The organism is Pantoea sp. X-Soil-TKNS-1280, assembly GCF_059730475.1.
In genome coordinates, this window is the sequence record NZ_AP035967.1 from 1 (window position 1) to 14,706 (window position 14,706).

A 14,706-nucleotide genomic window follows, 5' to 3' on the forward strand; every position below is an offset into this window, starting at 1 on the left:
TCATGAAAAGTCGATCTTTCTGACATGAGGATGTGGATAAGTGGGAAACGACAGTAAAGTCATAGACATAAATCACCCTTTTTCCATCGTCAAAAAGGATTCAGAAACAGTTTATCTACTGGAGCCGAACAGCAATAAGACCGTTCAGCCGGTTGCGCTGCTGCGACTTAGTGTCTTCACGCCCGTTGCGCCGAAGGAAAAAGGTAAACGTGACTTTTTGATCGACGCTTCTGAAGAACTCTCCAGTCTCGAGGTTGCCCGGCGCGAGGGCTATACGGACATCAAGATCCAGGGCGCAAAACTGAGCATGTCCACTGATTTCAAGACATGGATTGGGATCATAATGGCATTTACAACATACGGTTACAGCAGTGAAACCATCCGTCTGCCATTTACCGAATTCGCCAAAATGTGTGGCATCAAATCCTCTGATCTTAATGCCCGATCCCGTAAACGCCTGCATGACTCCCTCTTCAGCATTTCCAGTGTGACGCTTGCCTTCAGCAGTAAAGACGGCAAAAAATCTATGTTTTCCCACCTGGTGCAGAGTGCAGTGCTCAACATGAATACGGATACCGTTGAGATCACGGCTGATAAGAACCTCTGGGAGTTGTACCGGTACGATCACAAAGTACTGCTGGGATTGAAGGCTCTCTCTGAACTCTCCCGTAAAGAGGCTGCGCAGTCACTCTATATTTACTTTGAAAGTATGCCTGCAGGTACCCTGTTTATCTCAATGAAGCGCCTCAGGGAGCGTCTGGCGATGGGATCTCCCGTTAAGCTGCAGAACTCCATCATACGGCGTGCAATGGCCGATCTTAAAAAGATAGGCTACATAGACTTCACAGAACTCAAGAAGGGACGTGAGATCCAGTTTGTTATCAACAGCCGTTCTCCCAAACTCCAGGCGTTACCCGGTCACTGATCTCTTCAAAGGTATTCACTTTCCTGTCCCCTCCCGAAAAGGTATTCACTTTCATGCAGACCCCGTCCGTGGGTCTCTGCTTTCATGCTTATCGAATCTGAGGTATCTACTTTCATGCAGGCCTGGTGGAAAAGGTATTCACTTTCATGCTGGACTACTTTCCGGAGTATGGCTTCCATGAAAGTAGAGACCTTTAATTTCTCACCGGGAGGGGTATTACATGCAAGTAGATACCTTTTCCTCCAGTGGCTCTTGTCGTGTCATGAAAGTGAATACCCTAAATTGGCTGAGGAACGTATTTGTCTGTCTGTGCATGAAAGTAAATACCCTTACATGAAAGTGAATACCTTTTGCAGGAAGTCTGATGGAGAATTTTGATAATAAGTGAGCACTCACTATCAATTAGGCATCTGTTATCATTGGCATCATAGCCACTTATTTATAACAGACGTCATTAGCGAATGACCCTGCTTCACCAGGGTATTCGGTGTTGGCAATGTTCCAGTTCGCTTCAATCCGGACTCATTTACGCTGCCATAAAATGCCGGAGAGCCCAACCGATGCACATCAGGACAGTCTTCAGTTACCTGCAGAATTCGGGGGCATTGCAGGTTTAAGCCTTCTGCATGAAACTGGATACCTTCTCAGGCGCTTCGCTACAACGTCACTTTTCGGCATAATTCCTGCATTCACAACGACGTATCTGGCAGGAACGCATATGGATGCAACCAGAATTCCCACATCAGTATTCTCTGCTATGGGTAAGCTGCTCGATTACTGTCTCAACAGAAAGCAGCTACAACGACACATAGCTGAGGCAGCCTCGAAGTTAGTCAGTGTGCTGGACAGGTATGTCAGGGACTGTGCTGCTGCATCAGATGACGGTTACTTGCCGGGGGCGAACCCCCAGTACAATGACTACCGTAACCGAAAAGAACAGTGTGCGGAACCGGTTCTGGCTCTCCCGGATATTCCGGGCTGGAATCTTTTACCACTTCGTTACACAGACGGCGTACGGGACATCGAACACAGGCAGAATGATATTTCAGACGTTCTCCAGGAGGCATTTGAGGGGGATTTCGGTGCCCTTGATGAATACTTTGCAGAGAGGCAGCGTGTCTTTGCGGAACTGGGATTTCGTGCGACGCTGCTATCCCGTGATCTGCGAGCAGAATATGGCCTGATGCCTCCTTCCGTGGGGCACAGGGAACGGGAAACGCTTTTAGAAAAAACACTGCAGTACCATGATGGTTTCAGCATCCGACTGCGAAGAAGTGAGAGGCGTATAGCCCGCCAGGCCAGGATGTCAGAGCAAAATGATAATCAGAGGGACGGATAATGGATTTAAAGGATGTGCTCACACCACTCGTTACGCTTGCAGGTGTCTGGCTCGCAGCACGCTTTACATTACGCAATGAGATAAGCAAAAAAGGCACTGGAAATCCGCACCGCCAGGCTGGAGTATTGCTGCCGAATGCAGCGATGTACTGACGGAGCTTCTGAATTACGCGGGAACCGTTGCGCATCAGGTTGAGATACAATTCAGGATGGCAGGCGAAGCGTACGGTATGGAGATGACACCGTCTGACCTTCGCATTCCGGTATCAGCTCTGGATCACTGGATTGACGAAAGTAACCGGACCGTGGATCCTGCAAGGCTGCGTCATTGCAGGCATCTGCTGGCTTTTCACCGACCAGATGAGGTACTCCGCTGGGATCAGGTCGTGCTTCCTCTTATTGGTACACTGAACGACTTCATGATGATATCCATGCCCGGCGAACCCATGCGTGATATGAAAGGAATGACCCGCAACGGAATCGAAGCGCTTGAATTCCGGAAAACCGTCAACGAGCAGATGCTGGACGTCGGGCAGTTCCGGAAAGCGCTGACCGCCCTTCTTTCTGCTGAATTCGTGTCGCTGACGCGCCCGTCACCCTCACTCGCTGGTCAGTTTATTGCGTGGTGCCGTATTCGCTGCAACTTCTGATAACCTCTGTGCCAGGTCCCTGCTTTTCGGAGGATGCTGGCACATCAGGTTGCCCGCAATAGAATTCCCTCAGTCTGGCCTCAAGTGTCTCCGTCATTGCAGGCGGTGGTACGGATGTAAACAGCAGCCACGGCAACCACCAGAAGGTGGTAAGCGCAACAAGCAGCGGTGCGGCAAATTCGAACCCAAAATGGAACGCGAATAACCCGGTCGCGAGGAAGAGCATCATCGTGTTCACGAGGGTGAAGCAGAAAAAAAACCGCCACGCACGACGCCAGGGTTTTCGCTCAAACACTATCTTCCCGTCTTTCTCGTCAAGCCAGCGACGCCACTGTGCCAGGTAACGCGCCCGAAGTTTATAACGGGTGATGAGGTGTACCGCAGGCTCCTGCAGCCGGTGGTAAAAGATACCGGTCAGCTGGTAAAGGCTTCGTTGCCTGAGTTCCAGCTCTGCAAGCGCCCTGGCCTCCTCTGAGAGAAAATCCTGCTTGCGCAGCGTTTCCAGACGCTCTTTCCTTATATTCAGCATCCCGCGCATGGCACGGACCGGATCGGCCTTAATCAGCCAGACGTAAATCACCGAACATATCATCACGATAACGATTGCCAGTATGGCGCGCGATCCGTACTGCAGGATCAGTTTTACGGCATCAGTCATTGCAGGCTGCATTTCTCTTCTTTCCCTGTAGTGTCAGGACTTTATTCAGACCGGCGGCAGCGAACGCAGCACAGCGGCCGCTTCTGCGCCCTCCCCGCTGAACGACACCTGAAGTGTCGCTGCCACGTCCAGCGCAAACACCCGCGTATACACTTCGATTGACCGGGCATCTTTGTGCCCCGCCATCGCCTGAATCACTTTGAGCGGCTGCCGGTGATACAGCAGGTGCATGACCCAGGAATGACGGAACGTGTGCGGCGTCACCGGCACTGAAAAATGCACGCCGTCATCCGCGGCGCGTTTAACCGCCGCCTTCAGCCAGTTACGCATGGTTTCATCCGTCTCTGACCAGAGCGGCTCACGGCGTTTCGGGCGCTCGCTCGCCATCCATACCTCAACCTGTCGCACGTACTGTGCATCGGTGAGCGGGACCAGGCGGACCGCATCCTTTGGCGGACGTCCGCGGCGGCTTCTGACCTTTTCAGACAGGATCCTGACAAACGGCCTGGGGCCGTCCGTCACAAACGATTCCGGCGTGAGGCTGCAGGCCTCCCCTATTCGCGCGCCGGTATTCCACAGCGTGCTGAACAGAAAGTGATGCCGCCGGTCGGGCATGTAGTGCAGCAGTGCGCTCACCTCCGGGGCCAGCAGATAAAAAGGTGTGACGCCATTTGCGGTGGCCATGCGCCGCAGCGCCACGGCAGTCGCAAAATCGGCCCCCGGCGCAAAGGTCAGCGCGCTGACGCGTTCTGGTGAATTCTGCAGGGGAATGATGCTGTTCATGCGGTAATTTTCGCCCAGCGTTGTCTGTGTGATTTTCCGTTTATTTTCCATGAGCTGCGAAAGCGGAGCCAGCGGAATAAATCGCAGAAAAAGGATCCGGGATTTGGTTTTACCCGCAGATTAGCGCCTTATCCAAAGCCGGTAAAGGATCCTTTTTGGCGTGAAAATGCCGCCAGGCCATGTGGCACAAGGCTTCACGGTACGATCCGCGCATTTGGGATAATTGGGGTAATCACAAACCAGAATGTTCCGTCTGACCGGGTACCGCCATTATGAGAGCAGGAAAGCGTCTGGAGCAGAAATTTCATTACAAAGCATCATGAGCCTGATGTAACCTCACTGTTTGTATGTAGTTTAAAGGGCCTTTTTTACAAAACACGTAACGGCCCCTTTTGCTTTCCTGTTCGCAACAGAATGCTTCAGATGATCTGTGTAACAGGTCGAAAATCGGGGATGAGGAAATGTCTGTTATTTAATAAGGCTAAAATACTTTGCTTATTTTACTGTTCTGAACGGCAGTGATGTGCCATAAGCGGACGTTGCACACGAACTCCTATGTTAAATACTGAATGCCGTCACATGTTGAAGGGTATGGTAGATTCAGAAGTTAAAACTGTGTCGAGGATAGTGAATGTTCAACATTTCAGAAGTAGATAAAAGTGATACTGATCTGATGTGCCTGATTAGCGAGCTCGATGCCTTTCAGAGCGAACTTTATCCTGTAGAAAGTAATCACTGCTTGGATTTTTCAACAGTTGCTGACGAGCAACTCCGGTGCGTTATCGTACATGATGAAGCTGGCTCAACTGAGATTAAGCGGGTTTACATTCGCCCAGAACACCGGGGCAGGAGGCTTGGAGAGAAGATAGTCAGTGAATTGCTTCAGAAAAGAATTTGAGCCTATTGCGGCTTGAAACAGGGGTTCACCAGCACCGGCCATAACACTTTATCGTAGGTGCGGTTACGAGATATGCGATGCATTCCCCCCTTATGCAGCAGATCCGTTAAGTGTTTTTATGTGCAAACAACTTCCTTAGGTGCTGGAGAGCGCGGTATAGCCTTTGCCCTTAGATGAAATCGGATTGCAACATAATTCTTCTGTTAAAATTGAGCGCCCCCCACGTCATAAAAAAGAGAAATAAAAGCATGACCGAGACAATGCGAATCGCAGCGATTAATGATGCAGAGGCCGTTACGGCACTAACCAGAATGGCTTACACCAAGTGGGTGCCTGTTATTGGGCGAGAACCTCTTCCGATGAAGGCTGATCATGCTGCATTCATCAAAGAACACAGAGTTGACCTTTTGTTCTGTGGCGAAGAGCTGGCTGCGCTCGTTGAAACAATTCAGCGCAAGGAAGATATCCTCATTGAAAACGTAGCTGTTGACCCGCGTTTTCAGAAACGCGGTTATGGGAGAAAAATGGTGGCTCATGCAGAACAATTGGCTGTTCAAGCCGGTTTAGATATCGTCAGGCTCTATACGAACTCGCTGTTTGAAGTGAATCTTCGCCTTTACGCATCATTAGGCTACGAATTTGAACGCAGTGAAGAACGAAACGGCGGAGTCGCTATACACATGCTCAAGCGTTTGGCCTAGACGGTTTGTGTGCTAGGAAATGACATCACCGGACTATGATGTGCAACAGGGATTAGCATGTTCCCAGTTGATTGAAACACGGCATTGTTAGCAAGATCCAACGTCTGCCGTTCGCTCACAGCTGCCCATGGGCGCAACTACACTGGCAGTTCCGTGCCAGGAGCGGACTAACAACAATCTGTCTTAATTAATAGGGAGCAGATCAGTCGTTGCTTACACTAGAACAGAACGTTACTGCATCAGGCTAATTTAATAAGGAAGAAATCACACACTTGTAAGCGGGTTCGCGAGCAATGCAAGGTCTGATGGAACAGCTGCATTAACGAATTACAGGCCTGTATCATTCTCCCTATCCGCTCACATATTGGTAATTTGAAATTGCTGGTGACAGCTTGCCCTGTGTTTCAGGAGGGACCTGAAAATCAGGAGCAAGTTAAAGCGTATATAAAAAACCTCTATGAAATTGGGCAGAGTGCATATATGGCTACTCCTGCTGATCTCTGGGTAGTACCTGATGGCAAAGCATGCGAACAATCGTCCATTACGATCACTTGATTGCCGAATAATCATTCGAATGAAATGAAAAGTAATTGGATACATCGAAATAGAGGGGAAAGTGATTTAACACTCCGCACCCTTCCGAGCTGATACATGAAAAAGGTTGGCTCGGCAGGGGAGCCAAAATTTATTAATGGCGAATTTGAGAAAGTTCTTCTTCGCTCAGACCTGTCATTTTCATGACGGTGTTCATGTCTAGGCCGTTTTGCAGCATGGTACGGGCTACTTCGAGCTTACCTTCATTACGTCCTTCCTGTCTGCCAAGCTGGATGCCTTTCTCGATGCCCTGCTCAATGCCCTGTTCGATACCTTTCTCAATGCCCTTCTGTTCCAGCTGTTGTGCGATGGTCATCAGTGCGTCTCCGTGTTGCGGCACTCGCTGTGCCAGTTCGCGTACAAAGGCTTCGGCGTCTGACGTTTCGCCTGCCTGTACTATGTAGTGTACCAGTGATACCACCTGGGATGAAGAGAGCCAGCCTGCCAGCAGCAGAGGGGCCAGTCTGTCTACCAGTTCCGCAAGGTCACGCTGGTGAATGTGTTTCTGCAGAAGAGTCAGCGCAGCCATGCTGCGATGACCGGCAATCTCATCATCCGGGATGACGGTAACATCAACCAGTGGGAAACTGCTGCTGTACAGTTTTTCCGCCACCTCTGGGCTTTCAAACTCATCCAGCCAACGAGTGGAGTACGGATATGGGCTTCGCTTTCCTGTATAGAACAGTACTGGGATGACCAGTGGTAGCTTTTTATGACCAGCCTCCAGATGACGCTGCATGGCGGCCACTGCATAACGCAGCAGCCTGAATGCCATATGTTTATCCGGGGAAGACTGATGTTCGATCAGCACATGTACATAACCGTTGTCACCGGTTGTTGTTTTTAGGCTGTAGAGCACGTCGCTGAAGTACTGGCGGAGATCGTCTTCAACGAACGAACCCGACTCCAGCTTCAGGGTGCTGAGGTCACAGATGGCACGCAGCTCCGCCGGAAGATGAATCTCCATGAAATCACGGGCAATTTCCGGTTGTGTCAGAAACTGCCTGAACGTTGCATCATGTGGCGTCGGTGTTGTTTTACTTTTCTTCATCTGTCAGTCCTTGGATGATAACAGATGCATGCTATCACGCACTTGTGCCTCCCTTGTACTACGAGATTTGGACATTCACATGGTACCGAAATGTGGCAGCCCTGCCCTACTCTGTCTTTATGCTGCCGACCAGAACAGTTCGTGTTCTGAAGAAATTTCAATCACACTTAATACCTCTTAAGTATGAAATATTAAGTGTGAAGTATTACTTAATACTGTTTAGATACATATCAAGAGCAATTCGCGTCAGAGCACTGAAGCTTTTTGGCTCAATCCCTGAACGCTTGTTTTTCAGAGCTAAATCCTCACATTCCCTGAGTAATTGTTCAGGTAGAGAGATTGTAGTTCTGGTCAGTTTCTCTGGTTTTTCTGTAACGGTAGTGTTTTCACTACGATGTTCATCACCATAAGGTTTATCCGCGAGCTGCCGGGCGAGAGCTTCTGCCTCATCCTCTGTCGCTATCTTACGTTCCGGCTTTGCCCTGTCACTGGGTTTCTTCAGCATCCGAATGCCTCTCTCAATAATGATTTCACCTCTTCCTGCGCCTTCTGATTTCCAGTTTCAAGAACTGACAATCCCTGAGACATTACGTCACGATAGACTTTGCGATAACAACCGACAGATTTGAGTGGAACCATTGTGTCGAATTCCTTTACATACTCAAGAAATTCAAAGCGCTCATTTCCCTGTAGTACGGGGTTAGTTGTTGCCATTGTCTGGTAGCTGTAAACCTTAAGGTCCGGGTTCAAATAGCGCATGGATTCGACTTGCTGACGGAGCTCTTCCATTGTGTCCAGGTCCAGTTGAGAGCACTGGTGGGGGGCAATTATCTGATGCGCAACAGTTCCACCGGTTATCAGCTCCTTGCTGTTTCTGCCTGCCACATCAACGATGACATGATCATATTTCTCATCAAGGCTGCGTAATGTTGATGAAATATTATCTCTTTTTTCAATCAGCGTGAGGCGTGGTGATATGTCGGCTTCCTCGCGTTCGGCATACCAGCGGGAAGCTGAGCGTTGTGCATCGGCATCAACCAGACATACATCAAACCCTTTTAAAGCGAGTCCAACAGCAAGATTTATTGCTGTAGTTGTTTTCGCTGCGCCACCCTTGTTACATCCTACTATTGTAATCATATCAATGTGTTACCTTAATGATAAGTGTGAGATGATAATTCATACTTCACACATGTTACATTGCAGAGAGGTGTGATGTGAAGTATCAAAGGTGAACTATGATGTAATAAGTAATAAGTAATAAGTAATAAGTATGATTTTTCTCGGTCTGGGGTCTTAAATTTTTCTCTAAAGGCTGTACGACAGTGGCTCCGGTATCAGAACAAGTTCTATAGCCTCCCTCCGTTCTGATTTTCCGGTTATCAAGTGCGGCTATTTAATACCGGCGTTTCTTTGCGGCAGACCACGACTCTTTCAGCGTAGGTGACTTATTGAGCTGTTGTACTAGCGCGGGGGCTGGAAATGACAGGCAATATTCTGCCTTTAATTAGATTAAGTATTAAGTATTAAGTATTAAGTGTGATCAAGGTTGTAGGGTTTTATAGCGCATGTGGTTCGAGCACGACTATGCGAACCATGAAACTCTGGTTTTATAGTGAGGGTGTACAATCTTTTCTTGTACTTCCTAGTTTTGTATCGAATAAAGTATGAGTTATGAGTTATGAGTTATGAGTTATGAGTTATGAGTTATGAGTTATGAGTTATGAGTTGTGAGTTGTGAGTTGGTGCCATATTTTATGTCATTTGTGAATCGCCACGGGTTTAACAGACTGGAGTGACCCCGCATTGGTAGACAGTTTCTGTCCTCACGACGAGACCTTTTCGAAGGCCTCCGGACTGACAATACCCAGACGGTTGTGCCTGCGGATCCGGTTGTAGAACATTTCAATGTAATCGAAGATATCCGTCCGGGCCATGTCCCGGGTTTTGTATATCTGCTTTCTTATACGCTTCTTTTAAGCGAGCTGAAGAGCGATTCTGCCAACGCATTATCCTAGCAGTTGCTACGACAGCTCATACTCGGTGAAAGGTTATGGGCCCGGCAAAAACGCTGCCAGTGATGCCCTTCTAAGAGTCAAGTCGTTATCGGGATGCTGCTGACCTGCCTGTTTTGATTACGCAGTAATGTATAAACTTCGCGTGAGATATATCACTTTCAGACTGCTTCCTGTCGCCCTCACTGCGTTCGGTTGTCCAACGGCGGCCCCGACGCCAGAACAAGTTCTGCCGTCTCCCGCCATTCTTCCCTCATTCAATTCAGTGAAGCACCATCCTGATGATGCTGGCCACGCATATATCGCCACTACCGTGATGTTCCCAGGCATCAAATCAAGCTCTCATCAAAATCATAAATTGAGTAATATTTGAGATTATACTGAGATAAATATGAGAAAAGATATTGATGAGAGACTTCTCGTTTTGCATATTTGTCTCAAATAGTTCTCAATTTGAGGTTAAGGAGAGGGTTGTGAAGATTTTTATCGATGACGGTTCAACCAATATCAAGCTGGCCTGGAAAGAAGGGGAAAAAGTACGTACTTCTCTCAGCCCGAACAGCTTTAAACGTGAGTGGTCTGTATCTTTCGGCGAAAAGGCAGCTTACAACTACGCGATGAATGACGAGCATTACTCATTTGATCCCATTTCACCGGATGCGGTGATCACCACGAATATTGCAGGGCAGTACAGCGATGTGAATGTGGTGGCCGTGCATCATGCTTTGCTGATGGCAGGGATCCCGCCCTGTGAAGTTGATATCACGGTAACATTACCGCTGACCGAGTATTACGACCATAGTAACCAGCCCAATTCGGTAAATATTGAACGAAAGAGGCAAAGTTTGCTCCGGCTGGTTAAAGCAAATCATGGAGAAGTTTTCTCGGTCAGAAGTGTGACGGTTAGACCGGAATCCATTCCTGCCGGTTTTGAGGTACTGAGTAAACTGGACCCTCTGGACCCTCTGGACCCTCTGGACCCTCTGGACCCTCTGGACCCTCTGGACCCTCTGGACCCTCTGGACCCTCTGGACCCTCTGGACCCTCTGGACTCTCTGCTCATTATCGATCTGGGGGGAACTACGCTTGATATTTCACAGGTACGCGGCCGGATGAGCGGTATTTCCCGTATTTACGGAGACGCGACTATCGGAGTATCACTGATGACGGGGGCGGTGGCTGATGCTCTGCGGAACGCCGGAACACGCGGCAGCAGCTATCTGGCCGATGACATTATTATTCACCGCACAGATGCAGATTATCTGCAAAATCGTATTAATGATGTTTCCCGTGTCAGCCTGGTGAAAGATACACTGAATGAATCCTGTAACCGCCTGATTCATCGTGTGATCAGCGCTGTCAGTTCGTTTGAAGGCTTTACGCATGTTATGGTTATCGGCGGTGGCGCAGAAATAATTGCAGATGCAGTGCGTATGCATTGCAATGTGCGGCCGGAGCGCTTTTATAAAACAGAGTCATCCCAGTTCGATTTAGTCCTCGGGATGCTTGCTATCGGATAAAGAGATGGACACCCGCAGGAAAATCCAGTTTTACATCAACCCGAAGTCCAGTCCGGGTGAAGAGTTTGCTGATGCCTTTACAGAAAGCACGCAGCAGGGGGAGCGTGGCCGCCTATGGAAAGCTGCGATGCTGAGCGGATTTGCGCTGCAACGTATAGATCCCCGATTGCCGTTCCTTCTGTCAGAGCTGCTGAGTGAGAAAACGACAGCGGAGGAAGTCCTGCAGGTGATCAGCGCCGTCAGTCCGAAAAATCTTTCGGCTGAACAGGCCTCTGCTTCTGCTCAGACACCGGAGGTCGAATGTCCTCCAGTGCAACCTGATGCGGCGGATGAGACCCGGAACAATGCAAAACAAATGTTTGGTTCGGACTGAGTACCCTGAGCCGTGGAGAGCCAATGAATAAAGCACTGTTTATGATCGCCGGTTTTCTGGGCTTTAAGACCCTGACCGGCAAGGACCGAAAGAGCACGGCAGAGTGGGGATTTCTTCTGAGTGCCCTGTTTATCGTGCCGCTGTTTTTTCTTCATGAAGCCAGCGAACTGGTGAAAATTACCTTACAGGTTTTCTGGGGTGCTTTTGTGGCACGGTCGATGTTCCTGTCTGATAAGATCTGGAAAAAAAATAAACAACGCTGAAAATGGCACGAAGAATGGAGTTCAGTGATGAGCATGCACAAATTTGTAAAAGCTGCGCGTTTAAGAACCGGTGAGATACGTCTTACAGAGATTACGCAGTCTTTGAGCCGATTTGGCCCGCTACCACGCCAGCGCCTAGCCTTCAAAGACTGGATGCGGCGGCTGAAACAGGGAGAGAAACTGCCGCGTGGCAGATTTTTCAGAGGTCAGAAACCGGGACGTCCTCCGTTATTTATAGATGAATTTTGGAATTTAATGAAATAGCGGGTGAGGGGATGTAGTGGGATTTGCATTCACTTTACGACCCATTTCCGTTTTACTTGAATGCCTGTTTTCATTTCAATTGGATATCTCCAACAAAAATGAAGGCAGGTACCTGCTGAGTTGACAGGCAGCTTTGAGCGAGTAGCAGACCTACCTCTGAAGTCTGCTGATAGCGTAAAAATAGAATATTGTTAAAATCGCCAATTAGGCTTTAATTTTCACTTGATATGTCCTTTGAAGAATTGCGCCCAGCACAAGGTAAATTTCAATCATCTCTTCTGTTTTGTCTTCGCTAAAACTTTCTTTTTCTCTGTTGATAATAAGATGAATCAGAGACGATAGTTGATCTATAACGGCTGAGTGAGTTTCCAAAATTTTCCCCGGAAGCTGAAAATAGACCGCCACATGTCTATGGAGGGTGATTAAAAGTCTGTTAAGGGTAGACATAAACGAAGCGAAAGAAAATTAAATGCGTTAAAAAATATTTTAATTCCGCCTTTAGGTTCCGTTAAGCACTTAAATTATAGACTTAATAGGATATAAGTCATTAACATTCAAGTGATTGTTCGTAACCTTATGATTGTGCTTAACTTTAAGTTAAGGAGCCCTGTCAGCATTTTGCAATTTCCATAAAAATTACTCCATCGGAATTATTTTCAAGCTAAGTGCATGTAGGCGTGATAAGGTCGGTGTTCACTGGCTCATAGGATGCATATGAAACGAGTTATCGTTTTCTTTAATTTAGGTCCCGCAGTAGTGATGAGCTTGATGGATGGAGTCACTTCTATCCGCCGGGAATATCCTAACGGACAAGAAATTCAGCTTCAAATAATGTCTGCTGGTTTTCCCTCTCTGACTGGCGACTCAATGATGGTTCACGTTGCCTCTGACCGAACACTTTCAAGCGATGAAATACTTGAAGCCGCAAACAAACTGCTTTGAAACGGGATCCTCAATCACCTCCGGATTGTGGATGTACTTACAGCGGCCTGAGCTTCGAACTCTCTTTACACAGGCTGTGATCTTATAGGAGGATATCACTATTAAAGAAGGCTATTACTGGATAAAACGAGGCAATGAAGAGCCAGAGGTATGGTTTTATTCAGAAAGTCAGCCTGAGGGATGGATACAGCCTCAGCATGATAAACCTGTCAGTCTCAGACAACTCACCCATGATGGTTACCGCATCATCAGTCAGAGGCTAAAAGAGGCTTAGTAAGAAGAGGTGCTTTCACGAGCGCCTTTACTACTGGTCAGCCCAAAGCTCGTTTTTCTATCACCCTGAATTAAATTATGCCACGTAAAAATTTTTACTGGCGCTCATTCAGGATTCAGATTTAACTATCAGGTTACTGCTGCTACCCATTCTGGTTAGTCCAGATTAGAGACGAAAAAAAGCCTGCAATAAATGCAGGCTTTTCCCCACTCGCGCGGTAGTAGGAGTACCGCGCTTGTTCACGTTCTGAATGCTCAATGCATGATTCGCGGCTGATTGCGGCGGTCAGCGGGTGAACATGTGGGTGGTTAAGCGTTTGCCACTCAGGCGAGGGAGTAACTTTGGACCTAAAATGAGCATTAAGACAGGATAATTTTGTAAAGGTCTAATAAATACCCTGCATGGAGTTATCTGAAGAGGGTAAACATGGCATTAACAAACACCATCGTTTTTTTGCCAGGTCAAAATATCGGACCCACATTTCAGACTTTAATGCGACTCAACCGTTCAGAAGCGAATTGCAAGAAAATGTCTAAGTTAATTAAATAGTGACTGACCAAAATACTAAAAGTCTGGCGCGTTTAGAGTCTGTTCGAAAAAATGTTGTTAGGGTTCTTTGTCATCATTATTGTTAGAAATCTGAACCGAAAGCCTTGATAGTGCTACAATTCCTGCACCCACCAATGTAATGATTATGACGCATCCTATCCATCCAGCAATTCCCATTTTGTGAAGCCTTTGTTTGTATCCCTGACACAGGGAGCACCCACCATAACACCTTTAGTGTTGGATAACTGGTTTTCATGCTTACCAGTATCAATCTACATGACGTCATTGACCTGTCCCCCCGTTGCTTCACACAGACAGTTGTTAACTACTTCCGCTTTTGGCACAAAAGAGCCTTAATGAGACTCACACGCACAATACCTGATCTCGCAGAATCATCAGCATCCGGATGGGCCTGAATTGAAGGCGCAGCAGATTTGTTGAAAATTCGTGCAGACTGGTCCCACTCTGTTACACTCAGGGCAGATATGATTTCACAGTTTCAGCCAAGTCAGTGCTGCTCCTGAAAATAAGACAAAGGCTATAACCGCTCAAAAGCAATAATGCTTGTCCGCCGCGGCGGGCTTTTACCGACAGACAACAGGAAGTTTGATATGTTCAGGAGTGAAGAAGATAAGGTCAATATCGTTATTGGCGAAGCCATATTAATGCTGCTTGAGGACGACGATGACGTCAGCGCGCGCACCCTGACCCGACAGCTGAAACAGATGCTTGAGGTGGAGATAGAGGCTGCACGTCGTGAAGCAATTAAAGAAGCAATACGGCAGACCAGCCGACTTCTCACCAAACCCCTCTGTTCCGGTAATTGCGGTGCTGTAAAAAAGCGGTTATCGCGCGAATTTCCTTGCCAGCAAAGTATCGGGCAATGGTAGTTATCCGGCATCTTTACT

At 47.9% G+C, this 14,706-nt stretch carries 16 protein-coding genes and 1 pseudogene; 11 read left to right on the forward strand and 6 right to left on the reverse strand.

Annotated elements, in window-relative coordinates:
• Positions 1-40 precede the first annotated feature (40 nt).
• From AC6I8X_RS28365 to AC6I8X_RS28380, 4 genes are all read left to right on the forward strand, one after another.
• Positions 41-925, forward strand: a complete 885-nt coding sequence (locus AC6I8X_RS28365; RefSeq protein ID WP_313690464.1) for a RepB family plasmid replication initiator protein — start codon at positions 41-43, stop codon at positions 923-925.
• A gap of 718 nt (positions 926-1,643) precedes the next feature.
• A complete protein-coding gene (locus AC6I8X_RS28370) occupies positions 1,644-2,264 on the forward strand; it encodes a hypothetical protein (protein WP_497842086.1) in 621 nt (206 codons plus the stop codon).
• Positions 2,264-2,416, forward strand: a complete 153-nt coding sequence (locus AC6I8X_RS28375) for a hypothetical protein (protein ID WP_332663670.1) — start codon at positions 2,264-2,266, stop codon at positions 2,414-2,416. Before AC6I8X_RS28370 ends, AC6I8X_RS28375 begins: the two co-directional genes overlap by 1 nt.
• Before the next feature lie 77 nt (positions 2,417-2,493).
• Positions 2,494-2,913: a hypothetical protein gene (locus tag AC6I8X_RS28380; RefSeq protein ID WP_497842087.1), complete on the forward strand. Its 420-nt coding sequence runs from the start codon at positions 2,494-2,496 to the stop codon at positions 2,911-2,913.
• On the opposite strand, the gene AC6I8X_RS28385 is transcribed toward AC6I8X_RS28380, so the two are convergent.
• Positions 2,879-3,571, reverse strand: a complete 693-nt coding sequence (locus tag AC6I8X_RS28385) for a hypothetical protein (RefSeq protein WP_497842088.1) — start codon at positions 3,569-3,571, stop codon at positions 2,879-2,881. The genes AC6I8X_RS28380 and AC6I8X_RS28385 overlap by 35 nt on opposite strands.
• 45 nt (positions 3,572-3,616) lie before the next feature.
• Complete coding sequence (locus AC6I8X_RS28390) at positions 3,617-4,354, reverse strand: tyrosine-type recombinase/integrase (protein ID WP_313690456.1); 738 nt, start codon at positions 4,352-4,354, stop codon at positions 3,617-3,619.
• Positions 4,355-4,985: 631 nt separating this feature from the next.
• Between AC6I8X_RS28390 and AC6I8X_RS28395 the strand changes: the two genes are divergently transcribed.
• Together AC6I8X_RS28395 and AC6I8X_RS28400 are read left to right on the forward strand one after the other, a co-directional pair.
• Entirely contained in the window at positions 4,986-5,252 is a 267-nt protein-coding gene (locus AC6I8X_RS28395) for a GNAT family N-acetyltransferase (protein ID WP_497842089.1), read from the forward strand.
• 248 nt (positions 5,253-5,500) lie between these two features.
• Positions 5,501-5,953, forward strand: a complete 453-nt coding sequence (locus tag AC6I8X_RS28400) for a GNAT family N-acetyltransferase (protein ID WP_313685747.1) — start codon at positions 5,501-5,503, stop codon at positions 5,951-5,953.
• Positions 5,954-6,641: 688 nt separating this feature from the next.
• Here the strand turns inward: AC6I8X_RS28400 and AC6I8X_RS28405 are convergent.
• The 4 genes and pseudogenes from AC6I8X_RS28405 to AC6I8X_RS28420 all read right to left on the reverse strand — a co-directional run.
• The gene (locus AC6I8X_RS28405; RefSeq protein ID WP_299456204.1) at positions 6,642-7,598 is read right to left on the reverse strand and encodes an Rpn family recombination-promoting nuclease/putative transposase; all 957 of its coding nucleotides are present in this window, start codon (positions 7,596-7,598) and stop codon (positions 6,642-6,644) included.
• Positions 7,599-7,803: 205 nt separating this feature from the next.
• Positions 7,804-8,103 carry a hypothetical protein gene (locus AC6I8X_RS28410; RefSeq protein ID WP_497842090.1) on the reverse strand — a complete coding sequence of 100 codons (300 nt, stop codon included), beginning with the start codon at positions 8,101-8,103 and terminating at the stop codon, positions 7,804-7,806.
• Positions 8,097-8,738, reverse strand: coding sequence for an AAA family ATPase (locus AC6I8X_RS28415; RefSeq protein ID WP_299456200.1), 642 nt, complete (start codon positions 8,736-8,738; stop codon positions 8,097-8,099). Before AC6I8X_RS28415 ends, AC6I8X_RS28410 begins: the two co-directional genes overlap by 7 nt.
• Positions 8,739-9,424: 686 nt before the next feature.
• Positions 9,425-9,675 (reverse strand): annotated as a pseudogene (locus AC6I8X_RS28420) (IS3 family transposase); the annotation flags it as partial.
• Positions 9,676-10,086: 411 nt separating this feature from the next.
• Here AC6I8X_RS28420 and parM point away from each other — a divergent pair.
• The 5 genes from parM to AC6I8X_RS28445 all read left to right on the forward strand — a co-directional run bounded on the left by parM (position 10,087) and on the right by AC6I8X_RS28445 (position 14,688).
• Positions 10,087-11,133, forward strand: coding sequence for a plasmid segregation protein ParM domain-containing protein (parM, locus tag AC6I8X_RS28425; RefSeq protein WP_497842091.1), 1,047 nt, complete (start codon positions 10,087-10,089; stop codon positions 11,131-11,133).
• A 4-nt stretch (positions 11,134-11,137) separates the two neighbouring features.
• Positions 11,138-11,506, forward strand: a complete 369-nt coding sequence (locus AC6I8X_RS28430) for a plasmid partitioning/stability family protein (protein WP_497842092.1) — start codon at positions 11,138-11,140, stop codon at positions 11,504-11,506.
• Between the two features lie 23 nt (positions 11,507-11,529).
• Positions 11,530-11,769, forward strand: a complete 240-nt coding sequence (locus AC6I8X_RS28435) for a hypothetical protein (protein ID WP_497842093.1) — start codon at positions 11,530-11,532, stop codon at positions 11,767-11,769.
• Between the two features lie 978 nt (positions 11,770-12,747).
• Positions 12,748-12,975 (forward strand): hypothetical protein, encoded by a 228-nt coding sequence (locus AC6I8X_RS28440; protein ID WP_313685175.1) that lies wholly within the window; start codon positions 12,748-12,750, stop codon positions 12,973-12,975.
• A gap of 1,434 nt (positions 12,976-14,409) precedes the next feature.
• The gene (locus AC6I8X_RS28445; protein ID WP_497842094.1) at positions 14,410-14,688 is read left to right on the forward strand and encodes a hypothetical protein; all 279 of its coding nucleotides are present in this window, start codon (positions 14,410-14,412) and stop codon (positions 14,686-14,688) included.
• Positions 14,689-14,706 lie beyond the last annotated feature (18 nt).